This is a genomic window from Streptomyces sp. ISL-66 (assembly GCF_018614135.1).
GTDB lineage: Bacteria > Actinomycetota > Actinomycetes > Streptomycetales > Streptomycetaceae > Streptomyces.
In genome coordinates this window covers 54626-70918 of record NZ_JAGGOW010000072.1, presented here as the reverse complement: position 1 = coordinate 70918, position 16293 = coordinate 54626, and the positions used below count along the sequence as shown (strand labels likewise).

Here is a 16293-nt window from a genome sequence, read left to right as displayed (position 1 = left end):
TTCTCCCGCGCGGCCGGCCCGGGGCTGGTCCGGGGGCTAGCGGCGGCGGGCCTGGGTGAGGGCCGCGCCGGCCAGGACGACGGCCGCGCCCACCGGGGTGTTCCAGTGGAGCTGCTCGCCCAGCAGGAGGACGCCCGCCGTCGTGGCGATGACCGGGATGAAGTAGGTGACCATCTGCGCGGTGGTCGGGCCGATCTCCGCCACGAGCCCGTACTGCATCTGCAGCGCCAGGCCCGTTCCCAGAGTGCCGAGCGCGATCACCGACAGGGTCGGCCACAGCGGGAACGAGCCGGGGGCCGAGGTGAACAGGGAGCTGGCCGCGGCCAGTTGGGCGGTGGCGACCAGCAGCTGCGCACCGGTGAGGGCGACCGGGGAGCTCGGGGTGGAGGCCAGCGTCCGGCGGACGTAGATCCAGCCGACGGGGTAGCAGAGCGAGGCCAGCAGGGCGAGCGCGGTGCCCTTGGCGTCGACGCCCGAGAAGCCCTGCCAGGCTCCGAGGACGGTGAGCACCCCGAGGAAGCCCAGGCCCAGGCCCGCGAAGCGGCGGCGCGTCGGGCGGTCCTCGGAGAGGGCGATCATCGAGAGGGCCATCCCCCACAGCGGGGAGGTGGCGTTGCAGATGCCCGCCAGGCTGGAGGGGATGCTCAGCTCCGCGTACGCGAAGAGCGAGAAGGGGACGGTGTTGAGCAGCAGCGCCGCCACCGTCAGGTGGGCCCAGGTGCGCAGACTCCGGGGGAGCGGTTCGCGGCGGACCAGGAGCACGGTGAGCAGGGCGAGCGCGCCGAAGAAGACCCGCCCCAGGGCGACGTGGAAGGGCGCGTACGCCTCCGTGCCCACCTTGATCAGGAGGAAGCTGAAGCCCCAGACCACGGAGAGGACGGCGAACCGCAGGCGCCAGTCCAGGCGCCCGGCGCCGGGGGTCCCGAGCGGCGGCGGAGCCGTCGGCGCGAGGGTCCCGGAGGTGGCCGGCGGCAGGGCCGGTGAGGAGGCCGGGCGGGAGGTGGCGGGTGCGCTCATGACAGCCACTCTGGCTGGTTCAACCTCTTAGGACAAGCGAGACTTGTTGGCCTCGAAGACGTAGCATCGCTTACATGTTGAACTTGGAGCGCCTGCGCACCCTCGACGCCCTCGCCCGCCACGGCTCCGTGAGCGGGGCCGCCGACGGTCTCCACGTCACCACCTCAGCCGTGTCCCAGCAGATGGCGAAGCTGGAGCGCGAGGTCGGCCAGCCGTTGCTGGCCAAGAACGGCCGCGGGGTCCGGCTCACCGACGCCGGCCGGCTGCTCGCCGACCACGCGGCCCGGATCATCTCCCAGGTCGAGCTCGCCCAGGCCGACGTCGAGGCCCGGCGCGGCTGCGCGGTCGGCGAACTGCGGATCGGCGCCTTCCCGACCGCCATGCGCGGACTGCTGCCCCGGACGCTGGCCGGCCTGCGCGTCGAGCATCCCCGGCTGCGGCCCCGGGTCCGCGAGCAGGAGCCGGCGGAGAGCATGGCCGCCGTCGTGCGCGGTGACCTCGATCTGGCCCTGGCGATCGACTGGCACAACAAGCGGATGCCGGTGCCGGCGGAGCTCACCCGGACGCACCTGCTCGACGACTCCGCGGACATCGCCGTGCCGGCCGGCCACCCGCTCGCCGGGCGCGCGGAGGTCTCGCTCGCCGAGCTGCGCGACGAGGACTGGATCTCCTGGAACGAGGGGCAGTTCTGCCACGAGTGGCTGGTCTACACCCTGCGCGGAGCGGGCATCGAGCCCCGCATCGCGCACATCGCCGAGGAGCACCACACCCAACTGGCCTTCGTCGAAGCCGGACTCGGGGTGTGCGTGACTCCCCGGCTCGGCCGCGGACCCGTACCTGCCGGCGTGCGGCTGCTACCGGTGAGCGACACCGTACGCCGCCACGTGTACGCGGTCTGGCGGACGGACGCCGACCGGCGGCCGTCGGTCCGCGCCGCCGTCGAGGCCCTGCGGGGGGCCGTGGCCGGGCTCCGGAGCCCCGGACCTTCCTGAAAGCCGCAGGTTTCCCGATTTCCCGATTCCCGGATCGATGGAGCCCCAGAGCCCCGGAGCCCCAGAGCCCCAGAGCCCCGGAGCCCCGGAGCCCCGGAGCCTCAAAGTCCCAGAGCCCTAGATCTTGCGGAAGTCCCACGACACGACCGACTCCGGGGTCAGCCGGATCCAGGCGTGCCGTCCGTCGTGGGGCATCTCTTCGATGCCGAAGTTCTTGACCGGGAAGATGCGCTCCGCCTCCGCCAGTTCCGCGCACGGTTCGCCCGTGCGCGGGACCTCGCCCACGAAGACGGCGCTGCCGGACAGTTCGACCCCGCGCAGCTCGTCGTAGCCCTCGCCCGCGTCGACGACCACCGAGATCCGGGGGTCCTCGCGGAGATCGGACCAGCGCCGGCTGCGGGTGATCGAGTACAGCCACATCGAGGTGCCGTCCCAGGCGAACCAGAGCGCGCCCACGTGCGGGCGGCCGTCGGGGGAGACCGTGGCCACCCGGCAGGTGCGCTGCTCGCGCAGGAAGGCGTCCACCTCCTTGTCGGTCATCATGATGCGGCGGCCCCGCCGCTGCGGCTTGTCGGCGGCTGCTCCCGTTCCGTCCGTGCCCGTTCCATCCGTGCCCGTTCCGTCCGTCTGTTCCTCGTCCATCCGCCCCTCGCCCCTTCACATCTGACTGTGTGTCAGGAATCATGCGTGCTCTTCCGTCGCCACGCCAGGGGGAGCCATGGCCGAACTGGATCCAGCCACCACCGCCTTGCTCACCGTCGAGTGCCAGAGCGGCGTCGTCGGCGAGGAGAGCGCCCTGCCCGAACTCGCCAAGGGGGCCCGGGACTCCGGGATGCTGGACCGGGTCGCCGCGCTCGTCGAAGCGGCGCGCGGGGCCGGGGTCCAAGTGCTGCACGCCATCGCCGAGCGGCGCCCGGACGGACTCGCCGCCAATACGAACGCGCGGCTGTTCCGGGCCGCCGGCAGGCTGCCGGTCCGCCAGCTGTCCGGCAGTGCGGCCGTGGAGGTCGCCGCCCCCATCACCGTCGCCGAGCAGGACCTGGTGCTGCGCCGCCTGCACGGGCTCTCCCCAATGGCCGGAACCGATCTGGACGCCCTGCTGCGCAACCTCGGCATCCGCACCCTCGTCGTCACCGGGGTCTCCTCGAACATCGCGATCCCGAACACCGTCTTCGACGCCGTGAACCTCGGCTACCAGGTCGTCGTACCCTCCGACGCCATCGCAGGCGTGCCCGCCGCCTGTACCGCCGAGGTGATCCGCAACTCCCTCTCCCTGGTCGCCGCGATCACCACGGCCCAAGCGCTCATCGATCAGTGGGCTCCCGCGCGCTGACCCCCGTAAGGCGGTCCGGTGCCGTTCCACGAACCGACCCGAACGAACCGATCCGAACGAACCGAACCGGTCCGCCGCCGGCCGCGCCGGCCCGTGCCCGTGCCTGTGAGGAGCTCTCAGGTCCCTCTCAGGCCTTCGCGCCGCCTGGGCGGATGCGCTTGTCCTCCTGCGGCTGGCGCGCGCGGCTGACGGGACCGAAGACGTCCCGGTCGTTGAGGAAGCCCTCGAGCGCGAAGGTGGCGGCCCCCAGGGTGACCGGGTTGTGCGGCAGCGCGCTTCGCCGCAGGGTCGCGGCCCGGTGCGGCACGCGCAGGGCGTGGTGGGTGACCGCCTCGTAGGTGGCCCGCAGGAGCCGCTCGCCGAGCAGGTCGACCACCTGGTTGCCGAGCACGAGCACCTGAGGGTTGACGAGGTTGATCAGGTTGGCCACGGCCGCGCCCAGGCAGCGGCCGGTGCGGTCGATCACCTCGGCGGCCACCGGGTCGTCCTGCGCCGCGGCGCGCGCGAGGGCCTCGACCGAGGCCGCGTCGTCCGCCAGTGCCGTCCGTTCGTCGCCGGGCGCCAGTTCGCGCCAGGTCTCGACGATCCCGCGGGTGCTGACGTACGCCTCCACGCAGCCCCGGTTGCCGCACGTGCACAGCCTGCCGTCCAGGGCGATGCAGGTGTGGCCCCACTCACCCGCGCTGTTGGTGAAGCCGCGGTACAGCTGTCCGCCGACGGCGATCCCGGCGCCCACACCGGCCCGCAGCGTGACCACGACCAGGTCGTCGACCTCGCGCCCCGCACCGAACCACATCTCGGCGACCGTGCTGGCCCGCAGTGGGTTGTCGAGCCACAGCGGGAGGCCGAGCCGCCCGTCGAGCAGGGACCGCAGCGGTACCTCGTGCCACGACCAGTACGGGGAGAACGACGAGACGCCGCCTTCGCGTTCGACCATGCCCGGCACGCTGACGCCGGCACCGAGCACCCGCTCCCGGGGCACCCCCGACCCCTTCAGCAGTTCGTCCACGCAGGCGGCGATCTGCTCGACCACCTCGGCGGGTTGGACATCGCCTTGCGGCAGGGGGCGTTCGACGGAGTGCCGGACGTGCAACGCCAGGTCGAACAGCTCCGCGTGGACGGAGGTTTCGGCGATGTCGATGCCGATGAGCGCGCCCCGGTCCGCGTTGACGGTCAGACGGGCGCGGGGCCGCCCCCCGCCGGAGTCCTCGTGGCCGGCCTGTACGAGGACACCGGCATCGAGCAGCTCGGCCGTCAGGTTCGCGACGGTGGCGAAGGACAGGCCGGTGGCCGCGGCGATGTCCTGCCGGCTCATCGCGCCCGGGCCCGCGTAGACGCGCCGCAAGACCTCGAACCGGTTGAGTCGGCGAATGTCCTGCGACGTGCGCGTGATCATCACTCGTGCCCTTCGTCGCCAGTGGTGGCCGGATTCCCGCCGGACTCCCCGTGGTCCTCTGCGGCCCCCCGTCCCCGCATCTTATTCAAAGGGTTGGAAGAACCAGCCCAGGGGTATTTACAACCGTTAGACGAAGCCGTAGTTTTTCGTCTCGTCGATCGAGGAGGACAGATGCTGCGACTCGGGGCCGTGCCCTGCTCACCCCCGCCCGGACGCCTTTCGGAAGGACCCGTCTGGGACGAACGCCGGGAAGAACTGCTCTGGGTGGACATCCCCGCAGGGCTGATCCACCGCGCCGCCCTCACCGCACGGCGCGCGGATTCCGGGCTGCCGGACCTCGCCCCCACCGGCACCCTGCGCCTGGACCGCCCGGTCGGCGCCGTCGTCCCGTGCGCGTCGGGCGCGCTGCTCGCCGCCGCGGGCGCCTCGTTCCTTCGCCTCGAAGACGGCCGCCCGCCCGTCGAGGTGGCCGTGCTCGACCTGCCGGGTGACGGCGTACGGCGACGCCTGAACGATGCCGCCTGCGACCCGGGAGGCCGGCTCCTCGCCGGGACGATGGCGTACGACGAGACGCCGGGCGCGGGCGCGCTCCACAGGCTGGACCGCGACGGCCCGGTCGTCACGCTGCTCGACTCCGTGACCATCTCCAACGGGCTGGGCTGGAGCCCGGACGGACGACTCCTCTACTACGCCGACAGCCCGACCGGACGCGTCGACGTCTTCGACTACGACCCCGAGTCCGGCACGCCGACCGGCCGGCGTCCGTTCGCGGTCCTCTCCCGCGGCGTCCCCGACGGCCTGGCCGTGGACGCCGACGGACGTGTCTGGGTCGCCGTGTGGGGAGGCGGCGAGGTCCGGGCCTACGCGCCCGACGGCACCCTCCACGCACGGGTGGAGGTACCGGCCTCGCACGTGACGAGCTGCGCCTTCGCCGGGCCGGACCTCGACGTCCTGGTGATCACCACGGCCGCCGAGGGCCTCGACGAGGAACGGCGGCGCGCCGAACCCGACGCGGGACGCCTCTTCGTCTGCCGTCCGGGTGTCACGGGGCTCCGCTCCACACCGTACGACGACACCTCCACCGCTCCCGCGGCGGTACGGCCGGCCCCGGCCGCCGGCCACTGACCGACCCGGCGCACCTGCGCACCGCCGCATCCTGCGCACTCCGTACACCCGTACACCCTGTGCACCCGTACCCCGCGCATCCTGCGCGCCCCGCACCGTCCGAACCGTGAGGAAGCACCCGACCATGACCACCCCGCACGCGGGTCTGCGCGCCGCCCTGGACGCCGTCCCCGTCATCGCGATCCTGCGCTCCCACTCCGCCGAGCGCTTCGCCGAAGTGACCGACACCCTGCGGACCGCGGGGATCCGCGCTGCCGAATTCACCCTCACCACGCCCGGTGCGCTCGACGCGCTGCGCGAGTACGCGGCCGACGCCCCGCCGGGGCTCGCGCTGGGCGCCGGGACGGTGATCACGCCCGCCGACGCCCAGCGGGCGGTCGAAGCCGGAGCCACCTACCTGATCACCCCGACGACCTGCACCGACGTCATCGCGGAGGCGATCCGGCTGGAGGTCCCGGTCCTCGCCGGCGCGTACTCCCCGACCGAGATCCTCACCGCCTGGCGGGCGGGCGCCACCATGGTCAAGCTCTTCCCCGCCGCCACCGGCGGACCGGAGTACCTCCGGGCGGTGCGGGCCCCGCTCCCCGACATCCCGCTGGTCCCGACCGGGGGCATCGGCCTCGCCGACGCTCCCGGTTACCTCGCCGCGGGCGCCGCCGCGCTCGGGGTCGGCGGCCCGTTGGTCGGCGACGCCTGCGAAGGCGGCGACCTCGCCGCCCTGAGCGAGCGCGCGTCCGCGTTCCTGCACGGGATCGGCCGATGACGGCCGCCGCCCCTACTCCCAAGGCCCCCACAAGTCCCACGGCCCCCGCCCTCGTCACCCTCGGCGAGGCCATGGCGGTGGTCGCCGCCACGGAACCGGGACCACTCGCCACGCATGCGCCCCTGCGCCTGGGCTACGCGGGCGCCGAGGCGACCGTCGCCATCGGTGTCAGCCGCCTGGGGCACACGGCGTCCTGGACGGGTCGCGTCGGACAGGACGCGGCGGGGGCCATGATCCTCGCCGGGCTGCGGGCCGAAGGCGTCGACGTCTCGCGCAGTCTGACCGACCCCGAGGCCCCCACCGGCCTGATGCTCCGCGAGCGCCGGACCGCCGACCGCCTCCGTGTCACCTACTACCGCGCGGGGCTCGCCGGTTCCCGGTTGTCACCCGACGACGTGGACGAGCAGCTGTTCGCTCAGGCCCGGGTGCTCCACATCACCGGCATCACCCCCGCGCTGAGCGGCACCGCCCGCGCCGCGGTCGAGCGCGCGCTCACGATCGCCCGCGCGGCCGGTGTGATGGTCTCCTTCGACGTCAACCACCGCGACCGGCTGTGGAGCCGCAGCGATGCCGCGACCACGCTCGCCGGCATCCTCCCGTACGCCGACATCGTGTTCGCCGGGCCGGAGGAGGCGTCCCTCTTCGTGGCGCAGGACGAGCCGCGGCGCATGGCGCGGGCCCTCACCCGGCTCGGCCCCGGGCAGGCCGTCCTCAAACTCGGCGCCGAGGGAGCGCTCGCGGCGGTCGGGGACGAGATCTTCGTCCAGCCGGCGATCCCCGTGACCGCCGTGGACCCCATCGGTGCGGGCGACGCCTTCGTCGCCGGGTACCTCGCGGGAGTCCTCGACGGCGCCACCACGGCCGAACGTCTCCGGCTCGCCGCCCTGTGCGGATCCTTCTGCGTCTCCGTCCGCGGCGACTGGGAGGGCCTTCCGCGCCGGGACGAACTCGGCCTGCTCGCCGCCCAGGACGTGAGCCGCTAGAGCCTCCCGGTCCACCGGTCCACCGGTCCACCGGTCCACCGGTCCACCGGTCCACCGGTCCACCGGTGCGCCGGCCCGCCGTCCCCCGCATCCGAACCCACCCCCACCCCACAGGAACACACCCATGAACCGTTTCTCCGGACAGACAGCCGTCGTCACCGGCGCGGCCTCCGGCATCGGCGCCGCCAGCGCCGTACGCCTCGCCGCCGAAGGCGCGGCCGTCGTCGTCTCCGACATCGCCGACGGGCCCGGAGAGGCCGTTGCCGCTGCCATCCGTGGCGACGGCGGCCAGGCCGTCTACGTACGCTGCGACGTCTCCTCCGAAGCGGACTGGACCGCCCTGCGCGAGCAGGTCCACGCCCACTTCGGTCCCGTGAGCATCCTCCACAGCAACGCCTTCATCCACACGCCCGCCGCCGCCCACGAACTCTCCGTCGCCACCTGGGACCGCGAGATGGCCGTCAACCTGCGGGCCCTCTACCTCGCCACCCGCACCTTCCTCGACGACCTGCGCACCGAGCGCGGCAGCCTCGTCGCCACCTCCAGCGTGCACGCCGACTTCGGACTGCCCGGATACCCGGCCTACGCCGCCGCCAAGGGCGGCATGTGCGCCCTGGTGCGCCAGTTCGCCGTCGAGTACGGGCCGGAGGTGCGTTTCAACTCCGTCCTCCCCGGCCCGATCCTCACCGACGTGTGGAACGACGTGGACGAGGAGGGGCGACGGCTCTCCGCCGCCGCCACCGCGCTGGGCCGGCTCGGCCGGCCGGAGGAAGTGGCGTCCGCCGTCGCCTTCCTCGCGTCCGCCGACGCCGCCTACATCACCGGAACGAACCTTGTCGTCGACGGCGGCTGGTCCGTGAAGAAGGAGTCGAAGTGAAGATCACCTCCCTGCGCACCCACCTGGTCGCGCCCCGCTGGTGCTTCCTGCGCATCGACACGGACGAGGGCATCACCGGCTGGGGCGAGCCGGTGGTCGAGGGCCGTGCCCACACCGTCGCCGCGGCCGTCGACGAACTGGCCGACTACCTGATCGGCAAGGACCCGATGCGGATAGAGGACCACTGGCAGGTCCTCACCAAGGGCGGCTTCTACCGCGGCGGCCCCGTCCTCTCCAGCGCGGTCGCCGGCATCGACCAGGCCCTCTGGGACATCACGGGCAAGGCCCTCGGCGTCCCCGTGTGGCAGCTCCTCGGCGGCAACGTCCGTGACCGCGCCCGCATGTACAGCTGGATCGGCGGCGATCGGCCGGACGACGTCGTCCAGGAAGCCCTGGAACGCCAGGGGCAGGGCTTCACCGCGATCAAGATGAACGCCTCGGCGCAACTGCGGCTCATCGACACGCCCGAGGCCGTGCACGGCATCGTGGAGCGTGTCGCGTCCGTCCGCCAGGCCGTCGGTGACCGTTTCGACATCGCGGTCGACTTCCACGGTCGGCTCACCGCGCCCATGGCCCGCCGGGTCCTGCCGCTCCTGGAGCCGTACCTGCCGTTCTTCGTCGAGGAGCCGGTCGTTCCCGAGATGAGCGACCACATCGGCGACATCGTCCGCTCCACCAGCATCCCCATCGCCACCGGTGAACGCCTCTACTCCCGCTGGGACTTCAAAAAGGTCCTCGCGCAGGGGATCGCCGTCGCCCAGCCGGACCTCTCGCACGCGGGCGGCATCTCCGAGGTCCGCCGGATCGCCGCCATGGCCGAGGCGTACGACGTTTCGCTCGCCCCGCACTGCCCGCTCGGCCCGATCGCACTCGCGGCCTGCCTCCAGGTCGGCTTCGCCGCGCCCAACCTGCTGATCCAGGAACAGAGCCTCGGCATCCACTACAACACCGGCTCCGACCTCCTCGACTACCTCGTAGACCCCTCGGTCTTCCGGTACGAGGACGGACACGTCGCCCTGCCGACGGGCCCGGGCCTCGGGATCGAGGTCGATGCGAAGGCGGTCGAGCGGGCCGCCGAGACCGGCCACCGCTGGCGCAACCCGGCGTGGCGCCGCGACGACGGCTCCCTCGCCGAGTGGTAGGAGAACGGACGACGGGAGGGGGCGGGCTCACGAGAGCCCGCCCCCTCCCGGGGTTCGCCGGACGAGGAATCAGCGGTGGGAGAGCCAGCCCGCGGCCGGCAGGAGCTTGCTGTCGTAGTCGAACAGGGCCTGGTTCTCCCATCCGTTGCCGGAGCCCGGATCGGCCGGGTCCCAGCCGTTGCCGGTGACGGCGGTCCAGGTCGGCTCCCAGTACACGACACCGAGGCCGCGGCCGCCGGGCACCGCCTCGACGACGTTCATCACGTCCCGCAGCCACGCGGACTGCCCGGCCGTGCTCGCCGGGTAGCCGGTGACCAGTTCGGCCGTGGTGTCGATGATGTTCTCGTGGGCGTCCTCGCTGTCCAGCCGGAAGGGGTAGGCGGTCTCGACGACGAGGACCTTCTTGCCGTAACGGGAGGAGATGTCGTCCAGGTTGGCCTGCAGCGAGGACAGCGCGCCGTGCCAGTACCCGTAGAAGGACAGCGCGATGACGTCGTAACTCACGCCCTGCGCCGTCGCGTTGTCGAACCACCAGCGGTACAGCGAGTTGTCGCCGCCGTGCGCGAGATGCAGCGCCACCTGGGTGGAGGAGGAGACCGCCTTGGCGGCCGAGGCGCCCGACTTCAACAGCCCGGCGAGCTGGGGCCAGTTGGTCGTCGACCCCTCGGGCCAGAGCATGCCGGTGTTGGTCTCGTTGCCGATCTGCACCATGTCGGCCGTGGTGCCCTGCGCCTTCAGGGCGTTCAGTACGTCGTAGGTGTGCTGGTAGACGTCCGTCGTGAGCTGCGCGTACGAGTGTCCCGACCAGGCGGCGGGCTTGGTCTGGGCGCCGGGGTCGGCCCAGATGTCGGAGTAGTGGAAGTCGACGAGGAGCTTCATGCCCTGGGCCTTGATCCGCTTGGCCGTCGCCAGGACGCGGGCCTTGTCGTTGTAGCCGTCGGCCGGGTTCACCCACACCTTGAGCCGGCCGTAGTTGGCGCCGGCGGACTTCAGGACCGTCAGGGCGTCACCGGTGGCGCCGCCGCTCGTGCGGTAGACGCCGCCGAGGTCCTCGCTCTTCTTCAGCGAGGAGACGTCGACCCCCTTGACCGCGAGCCCGGTCGAACCGGCAGTGAAGGTCAGATCGTCGACGTTGAGCCAATTGCCGGCCTTGGCATCCGAGTTGACGCTGACCGTGCACTGGCCGCCGGTCACCGTCACCGAGGTCACGAGGCGTATCCAGGCCCCGTTGGAGGTGGGCGGCAGATCGGTGCGCTGCTCGGCGGAGCCGCAGTTGCGCAGGGCCAGGTAGGCGGAGTTCTGGCCGCCGCCGGAGCGCACCCAGGCGCTGAGCGTATAGCTGCCGGCGCTCAGCCCGGACAGGTACTGGTAGGTCTCCACCTTGTACGCGGACGCCGACCAGTGGGTGAGCCGGTATCCGCCGCTGTGGCCGCCGGACTCGGTGAACGAGGCGGCGCTCTGGCCGGTCGCCGAATACGTGGTCCAGCCCGCCGGGGTGGCGGCGGCGGTGCCGTCGGCCTCGAAGCCGGTGTTGGCCAGGGTGGCTGCCGCCTGCGCCGGCTGGGCGGACAGCAGGGCCAGGAGCAGGGCGCCGAGTGCGGTGACGGCGGCGGCTCGCTGCCGGGTTCCTCTCGGCCGCGTTCTCCGCGGCGGGTTCGGCCCTCTCAGCAGGTTCCGCAGGGGTGTGCTTCGTACGGCGTGCATCGTCGATGTCCCTTCGACGGCGGCGGATGGGGGCGCCCGCGGGGCGGCCGTGAGGTGGCCGCCCCGCGGGGGATTCGGGGGATGCGGTCAGGCATCCAGTCGTACGACGCGGACCGCACCGGCCGGGACGGTGAGCTTCCCGTTGACCGGCGCGCCGCCCAGGAGCTCGGTGCCGGAACCCTCCAGCGGCACCTCGGCCTCCCGGTCGCAATGGTTGAGGGCGAAGAGGTACCGGCCGCCGTCACCGGAGCGGCGGACGACCTCCACGTCACGGGGGAGCGCGCCGCGCGCGCCGATCCCGGCGTCCTCGCAGGCGGCGGCGATGATCGTGTCCAGGGAGGCCGCGTCGAGCCGGGTGGAGACGTACCACGCGGTGCCCCGGCCCAGCCGGTGGCGGGTGACGGCGGGCCCGCCCGCGGCCGGTCCGTCGGTGTACGTCCACACGGTCTCGGCCCCGCGGGGCACGACGAACTCGGTCCACACGTCGGCGCTGAGCGAGGCTCCGCCCGGCCCGTCGATCCGGACGGTCTCGCCGTCGAGCAGCGGCGACCACTCCTCGACGGTCAGGCCGAGGACCTCGCGCAGGGCGCCCGGATAGGGCCCGGGGTGCACGGCGTCGTGCTCGTCGACGATCCCGGAGAAGTACGAGACGACGAGCGTGCCGCCGTTCTCCACGTACGCGCGCAGGTTGCGCCCGGCCGCCTCGGTGGCGAGGTAGAGCGCGGGAACGACCACCAGCGGGTAGGCGGACAGATCGGCCTCGGGGTGGGCGAAGTCGACCGTCAGGTGCCCGTCGTACAGCGACTCGTAGAAACTGTCGGCGCGCTCGCGCGCCTGGTGGGCCTCGCTCGGGCGCCACTCCAGGCTCTGCGCCCACCAGGACTGCCAGTCCCACACCATGGCGACGTCGGGAACGGTGCGTGTGCCGCGCACCTCGGCCAGCGCGCCGATGTCACCGCCCAGGCGGACCACCTCGCGCCAGACGCGGGTGTCGGTGCCCCCGTGCGGGAGCATCGAGGAGTGGAACTTCTCGGCGCCGCGCCGGGATTGACGCCACTGGAAGAACATCGCGCCTTCGGAGCCGCGGGCGACGTGGGCGAGTGAATTGCGGGCCATCTCGCCGGGGCGCTTGGCCGGGTTGCGGGGCTGCCAGCTGACGCCGCTGGTGGAGTGTTCGAGGAGCAGCCAGGGGGCGCCGCCCGCGACGGAGCGGGTGAGGTCGGCGGCCATGGCGAGGTTGACGTGGGTGCGCCGGCCGTCGGTGATGAGGTAGTGGTCGTTGGTGACGAGGTCGACCTCGCGGCCCCAGGCCCAGTAGTCGATCGCATCGCACTGGCTGAGCGCGGTCATGAAGTTGGTGGTGACGGGGGTGCCGGGCGCGAGCCGGTGCAGGATGTCCCGTTCCCTCATGAAGTTCTCGCGCAGGGTGGCATCGGCGAAGCGCCGGTGGTCGAGCTGCTGCGCCGGATTGCCGACGGTGGGCGTGGCGCTCGGCAGGCCGATCTGCTCGTACGCGGTGTAGCGCTGGCCCCAGAACGCGGTGCCCCAGGCCTCGTTGACCGCCTCGAGGGATCCGTACGCGTCCTGGAGCCAGCGGCGGAAGTGGGCGGCGCAGCCGCGGCAGTAGCAGGCGCTGATGGGGACCCCGTACTCGTTGTGGACGTGCCAGAGCGCGAGCGCGGGGTGGCTGCCGTAGCGGCGGGCGAGTTCGGTGGTGATGCGGGCGGCGGCCTCGCGATAGGCGGGGGAGCTGGGGCAGATCGCCCCGCGCGACCCGTAGGAGTAGCGCACGCCCTCGCGGCTGACCGGCAGCGCCTCGGGGTGGGCGCGGTAGAACCAGGCGGGCGGCGCCACGGTGGGCGTCCCCAGGTCGACCCGGACGCCGTTCTCGTGCAGCAGGTCGAGCAGCCGGTCGAGCCAGCCGAAGTCGTATCGGCCGGGCTCCGGTTCCAGCAGGGCCCAGGAGAAGATGCCGACGCTCACCAGGGTGACGCCGGCCTCCCGCATCAGCCGGACGTCCTCCTGCCAGACGCTTTCCGGCCACTGTTCGGGGTTGTAGTCCCCGCCGAAGGCAAGTCGGTGCAGGCCCGTGGGAGTGGTCTGCGGCATGAGTCTCTCCTGGAGTGTCAGCATCTGAAAGCCAGTCGGCTGGGAGCCTCAACTGGGAACGTGCACACATCTGATCTCGATGTTGCAACGCAAGATAACCGCAGAGGAACAAGCATTGACAAGTGTCCGGAACGTTTCTCTACTGTGAACGATCACAGATGCATGGTCGGCCTCCCCGTCTGAGGGTGAGGCCCTTTCGGTCAGGGAGAAGTACCCCATGCCCCACGCGACGTACCGCGGCCTCGCCGCCGCCATCGCCGTCCTCCTCGGTCCGCCAACGATTCCGGCCTCTTCGCCGGTCTCGCCCAGCAGGCCGGCGCCCGGTGGTGGACCACCGAGGGACAGAAGTGGAAGGTCGGGATCGACGACGCGGCCACCAAGAAGGTCGCCGACTTCTGGGGCGGCCTGGTGGCGGAGGGCGCCGTGGACAACCAGCCGATGTACACCCCCGCCTGGAACAACGCGCTCAACACCGGCGCGCAGATCGGCTGGGTCAGCGCCGTCTGGGCCCCGGGCGTCCTGACCACCGCCGCGCCCGACACCAGCGGCAAGTGGGCCATGGCCCCGCTGCCCCAGTGGGACACCTCGAAGCCCGCCACCGGCAGCTGGGGCGGATCCAGCACCGCCGTCACCACCGACTCGAAGCACAAGGCCGCCGCGGCGAAGTTCGCGACCTGGCTGAACACCGACCCCGAGGCGCTCGCCGCGCTGGTCAAGGAGGGCGGCATCTACCCGGCCGCCACCGCCGCCCAGACCGGCGGGGCGCTCGCCAAGGCACCCGATTTCTTCGCCAACCAGCCCGACTTCTACACGAAGGCCGCGGAGATAGCGAAGACCACCGCCCCCGCCGCCTGGGGCCCCAACGTGAACGTGGCCTACACCTCCTTCAAGGACGAGTTCGGCAAGGCCGCCAAGGCCAAGTCCGGCTTCGGCTCAGCCCTGACCGCCATGCAGGGCGCCACCGCGGCGGACCTGAAGAAGCAGGGCTTCGAGGTCGCCCAGTGACGCAGCCCCCCACGGGCGTGCGCCGGTCGTACGGGGTCAAGGCGGCCCCGTACGGCTTCCTCCTTCCGGCGGCCGTCCTCTTCGCCCTCTTCTTCGCGCTGCCCATCGGCTACGCGATCTGGCTCAGCTTCCACCGGATCGAGGTCAAGGGGCTCGGTCTGGGCAAGGGGGCCAAGACCGAGGTCTGGGCCGGCCTGGCGAACTACACCGCCGCCCTCACCGACTCCGAGCTCGGCCACAGCGCCCTGCGGATCCTCGGCTACGGGTCGATCGTCGTCCCCGTCATGCTGGGCCTGGCCCTGCTGTTCGCCCTCCTGCTCGACTCCGAGCAGGTGCGGGCCCGATCCTTCGCGCGGCTCGCGATCTTCCTGCCGTACGCGGTTCCCGGGGTCATCGCGGCCCTGTTGTGGGGCTTCCTGTACCTGCCCGACGTGAGCCCCTTCCACCACCTGCTCAAGACCCTCGGGCTGCCGCAGCCGGACCTGATGGACGGCGGACCGCTGTACCTGGCCATGTCGAACATCGCCGTCTGGGGCGGCACCGGCTTCAACATGATCGTGATCTACACCTCGCTGCGCTCCCTGCCCGTGGAGGTGTACGAGGCGGCCAGGCTCGACGGCTGCTCGCAGCTGCAGATCGCCCTGCGCATCAAGATCCCGATGGTGGCGCCCTCGCTGGTGCTGACCTTCTTCTTCTCGATCATCGCCACCCTCCAGGTGTTCAACGAGCCGACCACGCTCCGGCCGCTCACCAACGGCATCCCCACCACCTGGAGCCCCCTGATGAAGGTCTACAACGACGCCTTCGTCGGCGGGAACATCCACGCCGCCTCGGCCACCGCCGTCGTCCTGGCCCTCGCGACCTTCATGCTGTCCTTCGCCCTCCTCAAGGTCTCCAACCGCCGTACGAAGCAAGGAGCAACCCGATGACCGGGCTCGCCTCCCCGGTACGCACGCGCAAGGCCGCCCCGGCCGCCGGCACCACCCCCGGGACCTCCCAGGGACCGCCGCGCCCGCGCCGCACCGCCCTGCTGCCGACCGCCGCCCTGGTGCTCGGCGCGCTGTACTGCCTGCTGCCCGTCGCCTGGGTCCTGGTCGCCTCCACCAAGTCGGGCGCCGAGCTGTTCTCCACGTTCACCTTCCTGCCCGGCGACTCCTTCGGCGACAACGTCGCGGACCTGGGCGCGTACCGCGACGGCATCTACTGGCGGTGGATGGGCAACTCCGTGTTCTACGCGGGACTGGGCGCCGTACTGTCCACCGTGGTGTCGGCGTTCGCCGGCTACGCCCTGGCCGTCTACCGCTTCCGCGGCCGCGAGACCTTCTTCAACCTGATCCTCACGGGCGTTCTGATGCCCCCGGTGATCCTCGCCATCCCGCAGTACCTGCTGATGGCGCAGGCCGACATGACGGACACGTACCTCTCCGTCCTGCTGCCGCTCATCCTCTCCCCGTACGGCGTCTACCTCGGCCGGATCTACGCCGAGGCCGCCATCCCCATGGAACTGGTCGAGGCCGGCCGGATGGACGGCGCGGGGGAGTGGCGGATCTTCCTGAGGATCGCGGTCCCGATGATGTCCCCCGGGCTGGTGACGATCTTCCTCTTCCAGTTCGTGGCCATCTGGAACAACTTCCTGCTTCCGTTCATCATGCTCGGCGACGACGAGAAGTTCCCCATGACGGTCGGCCTGTTCACCCTGCTGAAGCAAGGCGCGGGCCAACCCGCCCTCTACACGCTGGTGATCACCGGTGCGCTCCTCGCGATCATCCCGCTCGGCGCCCTCTTCCTGGTCATCCAACGGTTCTGGAGCCTTGACCTGCTCTCCGGCGCCGTAAAGTCCTGAAGCA

14 protein-coding genes and 1 pseudogene are annotated in these 16293 nt (G+C 72.0%); 10 read left to right on the top strand and 5 right to left on the bottom strand.

Annotated elements, in window-relative coordinates:
• Positions 1–36 precede the first annotated feature (36 nt).
• Positions 37–1017, bottom strand: a complete 981-nt coding sequence (locus J7E97_RS15140; RefSeq protein ID WP_215027260.1) for a DMT family transporter — start codon at positions 1015–1017, stop codon at positions 37–39.
• A gap of 74 nt (positions 1018–1091) precedes the next feature.
• Between J7E97_RS15140 and J7E97_RS15135 the strand changes: the two genes are divergently transcribed.
• The gene (locus J7E97_RS15135) at positions 1092–2009 is read left to right on the top strand and encodes a LysR family transcriptional regulator (protein ID WP_215027259.1); all 918 of its coding nucleotides are present in this window, start codon (positions 1092–1094) and stop codon (positions 2007–2009) included.
• 117 nt (positions 2010–2126) lie between these two features.
• Here J7E97_RS15135 and J7E97_RS15130 read toward each other — a convergent pair whose 3' ends face one another.
• Positions 2127–2552, bottom strand: a complete 426-nt coding sequence (locus J7E97_RS15130; RefSeq protein WP_215027311.1) for a pyridoxamine 5'-phosphate oxidase family protein — start codon at positions 2550–2552, stop codon at positions 2127–2129.
• A 175-nt stretch (positions 2553–2727) separates the two neighbouring features.
• Here J7E97_RS15130 and J7E97_RS15125 point away from each other — a divergent pair, with 175 nt between their 5' ends.
• Entirely contained in the window at positions 2728–3342 is a 615-nt protein-coding gene (locus J7E97_RS15125) for a cysteine hydrolase (RefSeq protein WP_215027257.1), read from the top strand.
• 127 nt (positions 3343–3469) lie between these two features.
• Here the strand turns inward: J7E97_RS15125 and J7E97_RS15120 are convergent, their stop codons facing one another.
• Positions 3470–4738: an ROK family protein gene (locus tag J7E97_RS15120; RefSeq protein ID WP_215027255.1), complete on the bottom strand. Its 1269-nt coding sequence runs from the start codon at positions 4736–4738 to the stop codon at positions 3470–3472.
• 171 nt (positions 4739–4909) lie between these two features.
• Here J7E97_RS15120 and J7E97_RS15115 point away from each other — a divergent pair, with 171 nt between their 5' ends.
• From J7E97_RS15115 to dgoD, 5 genes are all read left to right on the top strand, one after another.
• Positions 4910–5863 (top strand): SMP-30/gluconolactonase/LRE family protein, encoded by a 954-nt coding sequence (locus J7E97_RS15115; RefSeq protein WP_215027252.1) that lies wholly within the window; start codon positions 4910–4912, stop codon positions 5861–5863.
• 106 nt (positions 5864–5969) lie between these two features.
• Positions 5970–6626, top strand: coding sequence for a bifunctional 4-hydroxy-2-oxoglutarate aldolase/2-dehydro-3-deoxy-phosphogluconate aldolase (locus tag J7E97_RS15110; protein WP_308346510.1), 657 nt, complete (start codon positions 5970–5972; stop codon positions 6624–6626).
• On the top strand, positions 6623–7609 hold the full coding sequence (locus J7E97_RS15105; RefSeq protein ID WP_215027248.1) for a sugar kinase: 987 nt from the start codon (positions 6623–6625) through the stop codon (positions 7607–7609). The genes J7E97_RS15110 and J7E97_RS15105 overlap by 4 nt, the downstream gene beginning before the upstream one ends.
• Positions 7610–7733: 124 nt before the next feature.
• Positions 7734–8486 (top strand): SDR family NAD(P)-dependent oxidoreductase, encoded by a 753-nt coding sequence (locus J7E97_RS15100; RefSeq protein WP_215027246.1) that lies wholly within the window; start codon positions 7734–7736, stop codon positions 8484–8486.
• Positions 8483–9628 carry a galactonate dehydratase gene (dgoD, locus tag J7E97_RS15095; RefSeq protein ID WP_215027243.1) on the top strand — a complete coding sequence of 382 codons (1146 nt, stop codon included), beginning with the start codon at positions 8483–8485 and terminating at the stop codon, positions 9626–9628. The genes J7E97_RS15100 and dgoD overlap by 4 nt, the downstream gene beginning before the upstream one ends.
• Positions 9629–9697: 69 nt before the next feature.
• On the opposite strand, the gene J7E97_RS15090 is transcribed toward dgoD, so the two are convergent.
• Positions 9698–11332: an arabinogalactan endo-1,4-beta-galactosidase gene (locus J7E97_RS15090; protein WP_215027239.1), complete on the bottom strand. Its 1635-nt coding sequence runs from the start codon at positions 11330–11332 to the stop codon at positions 9698–9700.
• A gap of 87 nt (positions 11333–11419) precedes the next feature.
• Positions 11420–13441: a beta-galactosidase gene (locus tag J7E97_RS15085; RefSeq protein WP_215027237.1), complete on the bottom strand. Its 2022-nt coding sequence runs from the start codon at positions 13439–13441 to the stop codon at positions 11420–11422.
• A gap of 270 nt (positions 13442–13711) precedes the next feature.
• On the opposite strand from J7E97_RS15085, the pseudogene J7E97_RS15080 reads away from it, so the two are divergent.
• The 3 genes and pseudogenes from J7E97_RS15080 to J7E97_RS15070 form a co-directional block, all read left to right on the top strand.
• Positions 13712–14446 (top strand): annotated as a pseudogene (locus J7E97_RS15080) (sugar ABC transporter substrate-binding protein); the annotation flags it as partial.
• Positions 14443–15375 carry a carbohydrate ABC transporter permease gene (locus tag J7E97_RS15075; protein ID WP_215027234.1) on the top strand — a complete coding sequence of 311 codons (933 nt, stop codon included), beginning with the start codon at positions 14443–14445 and terminating at the stop codon, positions 15373–15375. The pseudogene J7E97_RS15080 and the gene J7E97_RS15075, both read left to right, overlap by 4 nt.
• A complete protein-coding gene (locus J7E97_RS15070) occupies positions 15372–16289 on the top strand; it encodes a carbohydrate ABC transporter permease (protein WP_215027231.1) in 918 nt (305 codons plus the stop codon). The genes J7E97_RS15075 and J7E97_RS15070 overlap by 4 nt, the downstream gene beginning before the upstream one ends.
• Positions 16290–16293: the final 4 nt, after the last annotated feature.

What these genes read in the sequence shown, in the direction of transcription:
- J7E97_RS15140 (WP_215027260.1), bottom strand. Translation starts at nt 1,017, where the DNA reads ATGAGCGCACCCGCCACCTCCCGCCCGGCCTCCTCACCGGCCCTGCCG.
- J7E97_RS15135 (WP_215027259.1), top strand. Translation starts at nt 1,092, where the DNA reads ATGTTGAACTTGGAGCGCCTGCGCACCCTCGACGCCCTCGCCCGCCAC.
- J7E97_RS15130 (WP_215027311.1), bottom strand. Translation starts at nt 2,552, where the DNA reads ATGATGACCGACAAGGAGGTGGACGCCTTCCTGCGCGAGCAGCGCACC.
- J7E97_RS15125 (WP_215027257.1), top strand. Translation starts at nt 2,728, where the DNA reads ATGGCCGAACTGGATCCAGCCACCACCGCCTTGCTCACCGTCGAGTGC.
- J7E97_RS15120 (WP_215027255.1), bottom strand. Translation starts at nt 4,738, where the DNA reads ATGATCACGCGCACGTCGCAGGACATTCGCCGACTCAACCGGTTCGAG.
- J7E97_RS15115 (WP_215027252.1), top strand. Translation starts at nt 4,910, where the DNA reads ATGCTGCGACTCGGGGCCGTGCCCTGCTCACCCCCGCCCGGACGCCTT.
- J7E97_RS15105 (WP_215027248.1), top strand. Translation starts at nt 6,623, where the DNA reads ATGACGGCCGCCGCCCCTACTCCCAAGGCCCCCACAAGTCCCACGGCC.
- J7E97_RS15100 (WP_215027246.1), top strand. Translation starts at nt 7,734, where the DNA reads ATGAACCGTTTCTCCGGACAGACAGCCGTCGTCACCGGCGCGGCCTCC.
- J7E97_RS15090 (WP_215027239.1), bottom strand. Translation starts at nt 11,332, where the DNA reads ATGCACGCCGTACGAAGCACACCCCTGCGGAACCTGCTGAGAGGGCCG.
- J7E97_RS15085 (WP_215027237.1), bottom strand. Translation starts at nt 13,441, where the DNA reads ATGCCGCAGACCACTCCCACGGGCCTGCACCGACTTGCCTTCGGCGGG.
- J7E97_RS15070 (WP_215027231.1), top strand. Translation starts at nt 15,372, where the DNA reads ATGACCGGGCTCGCCTCCCCGGTACGCACGCGCAAGGCCGCCCCGGCC.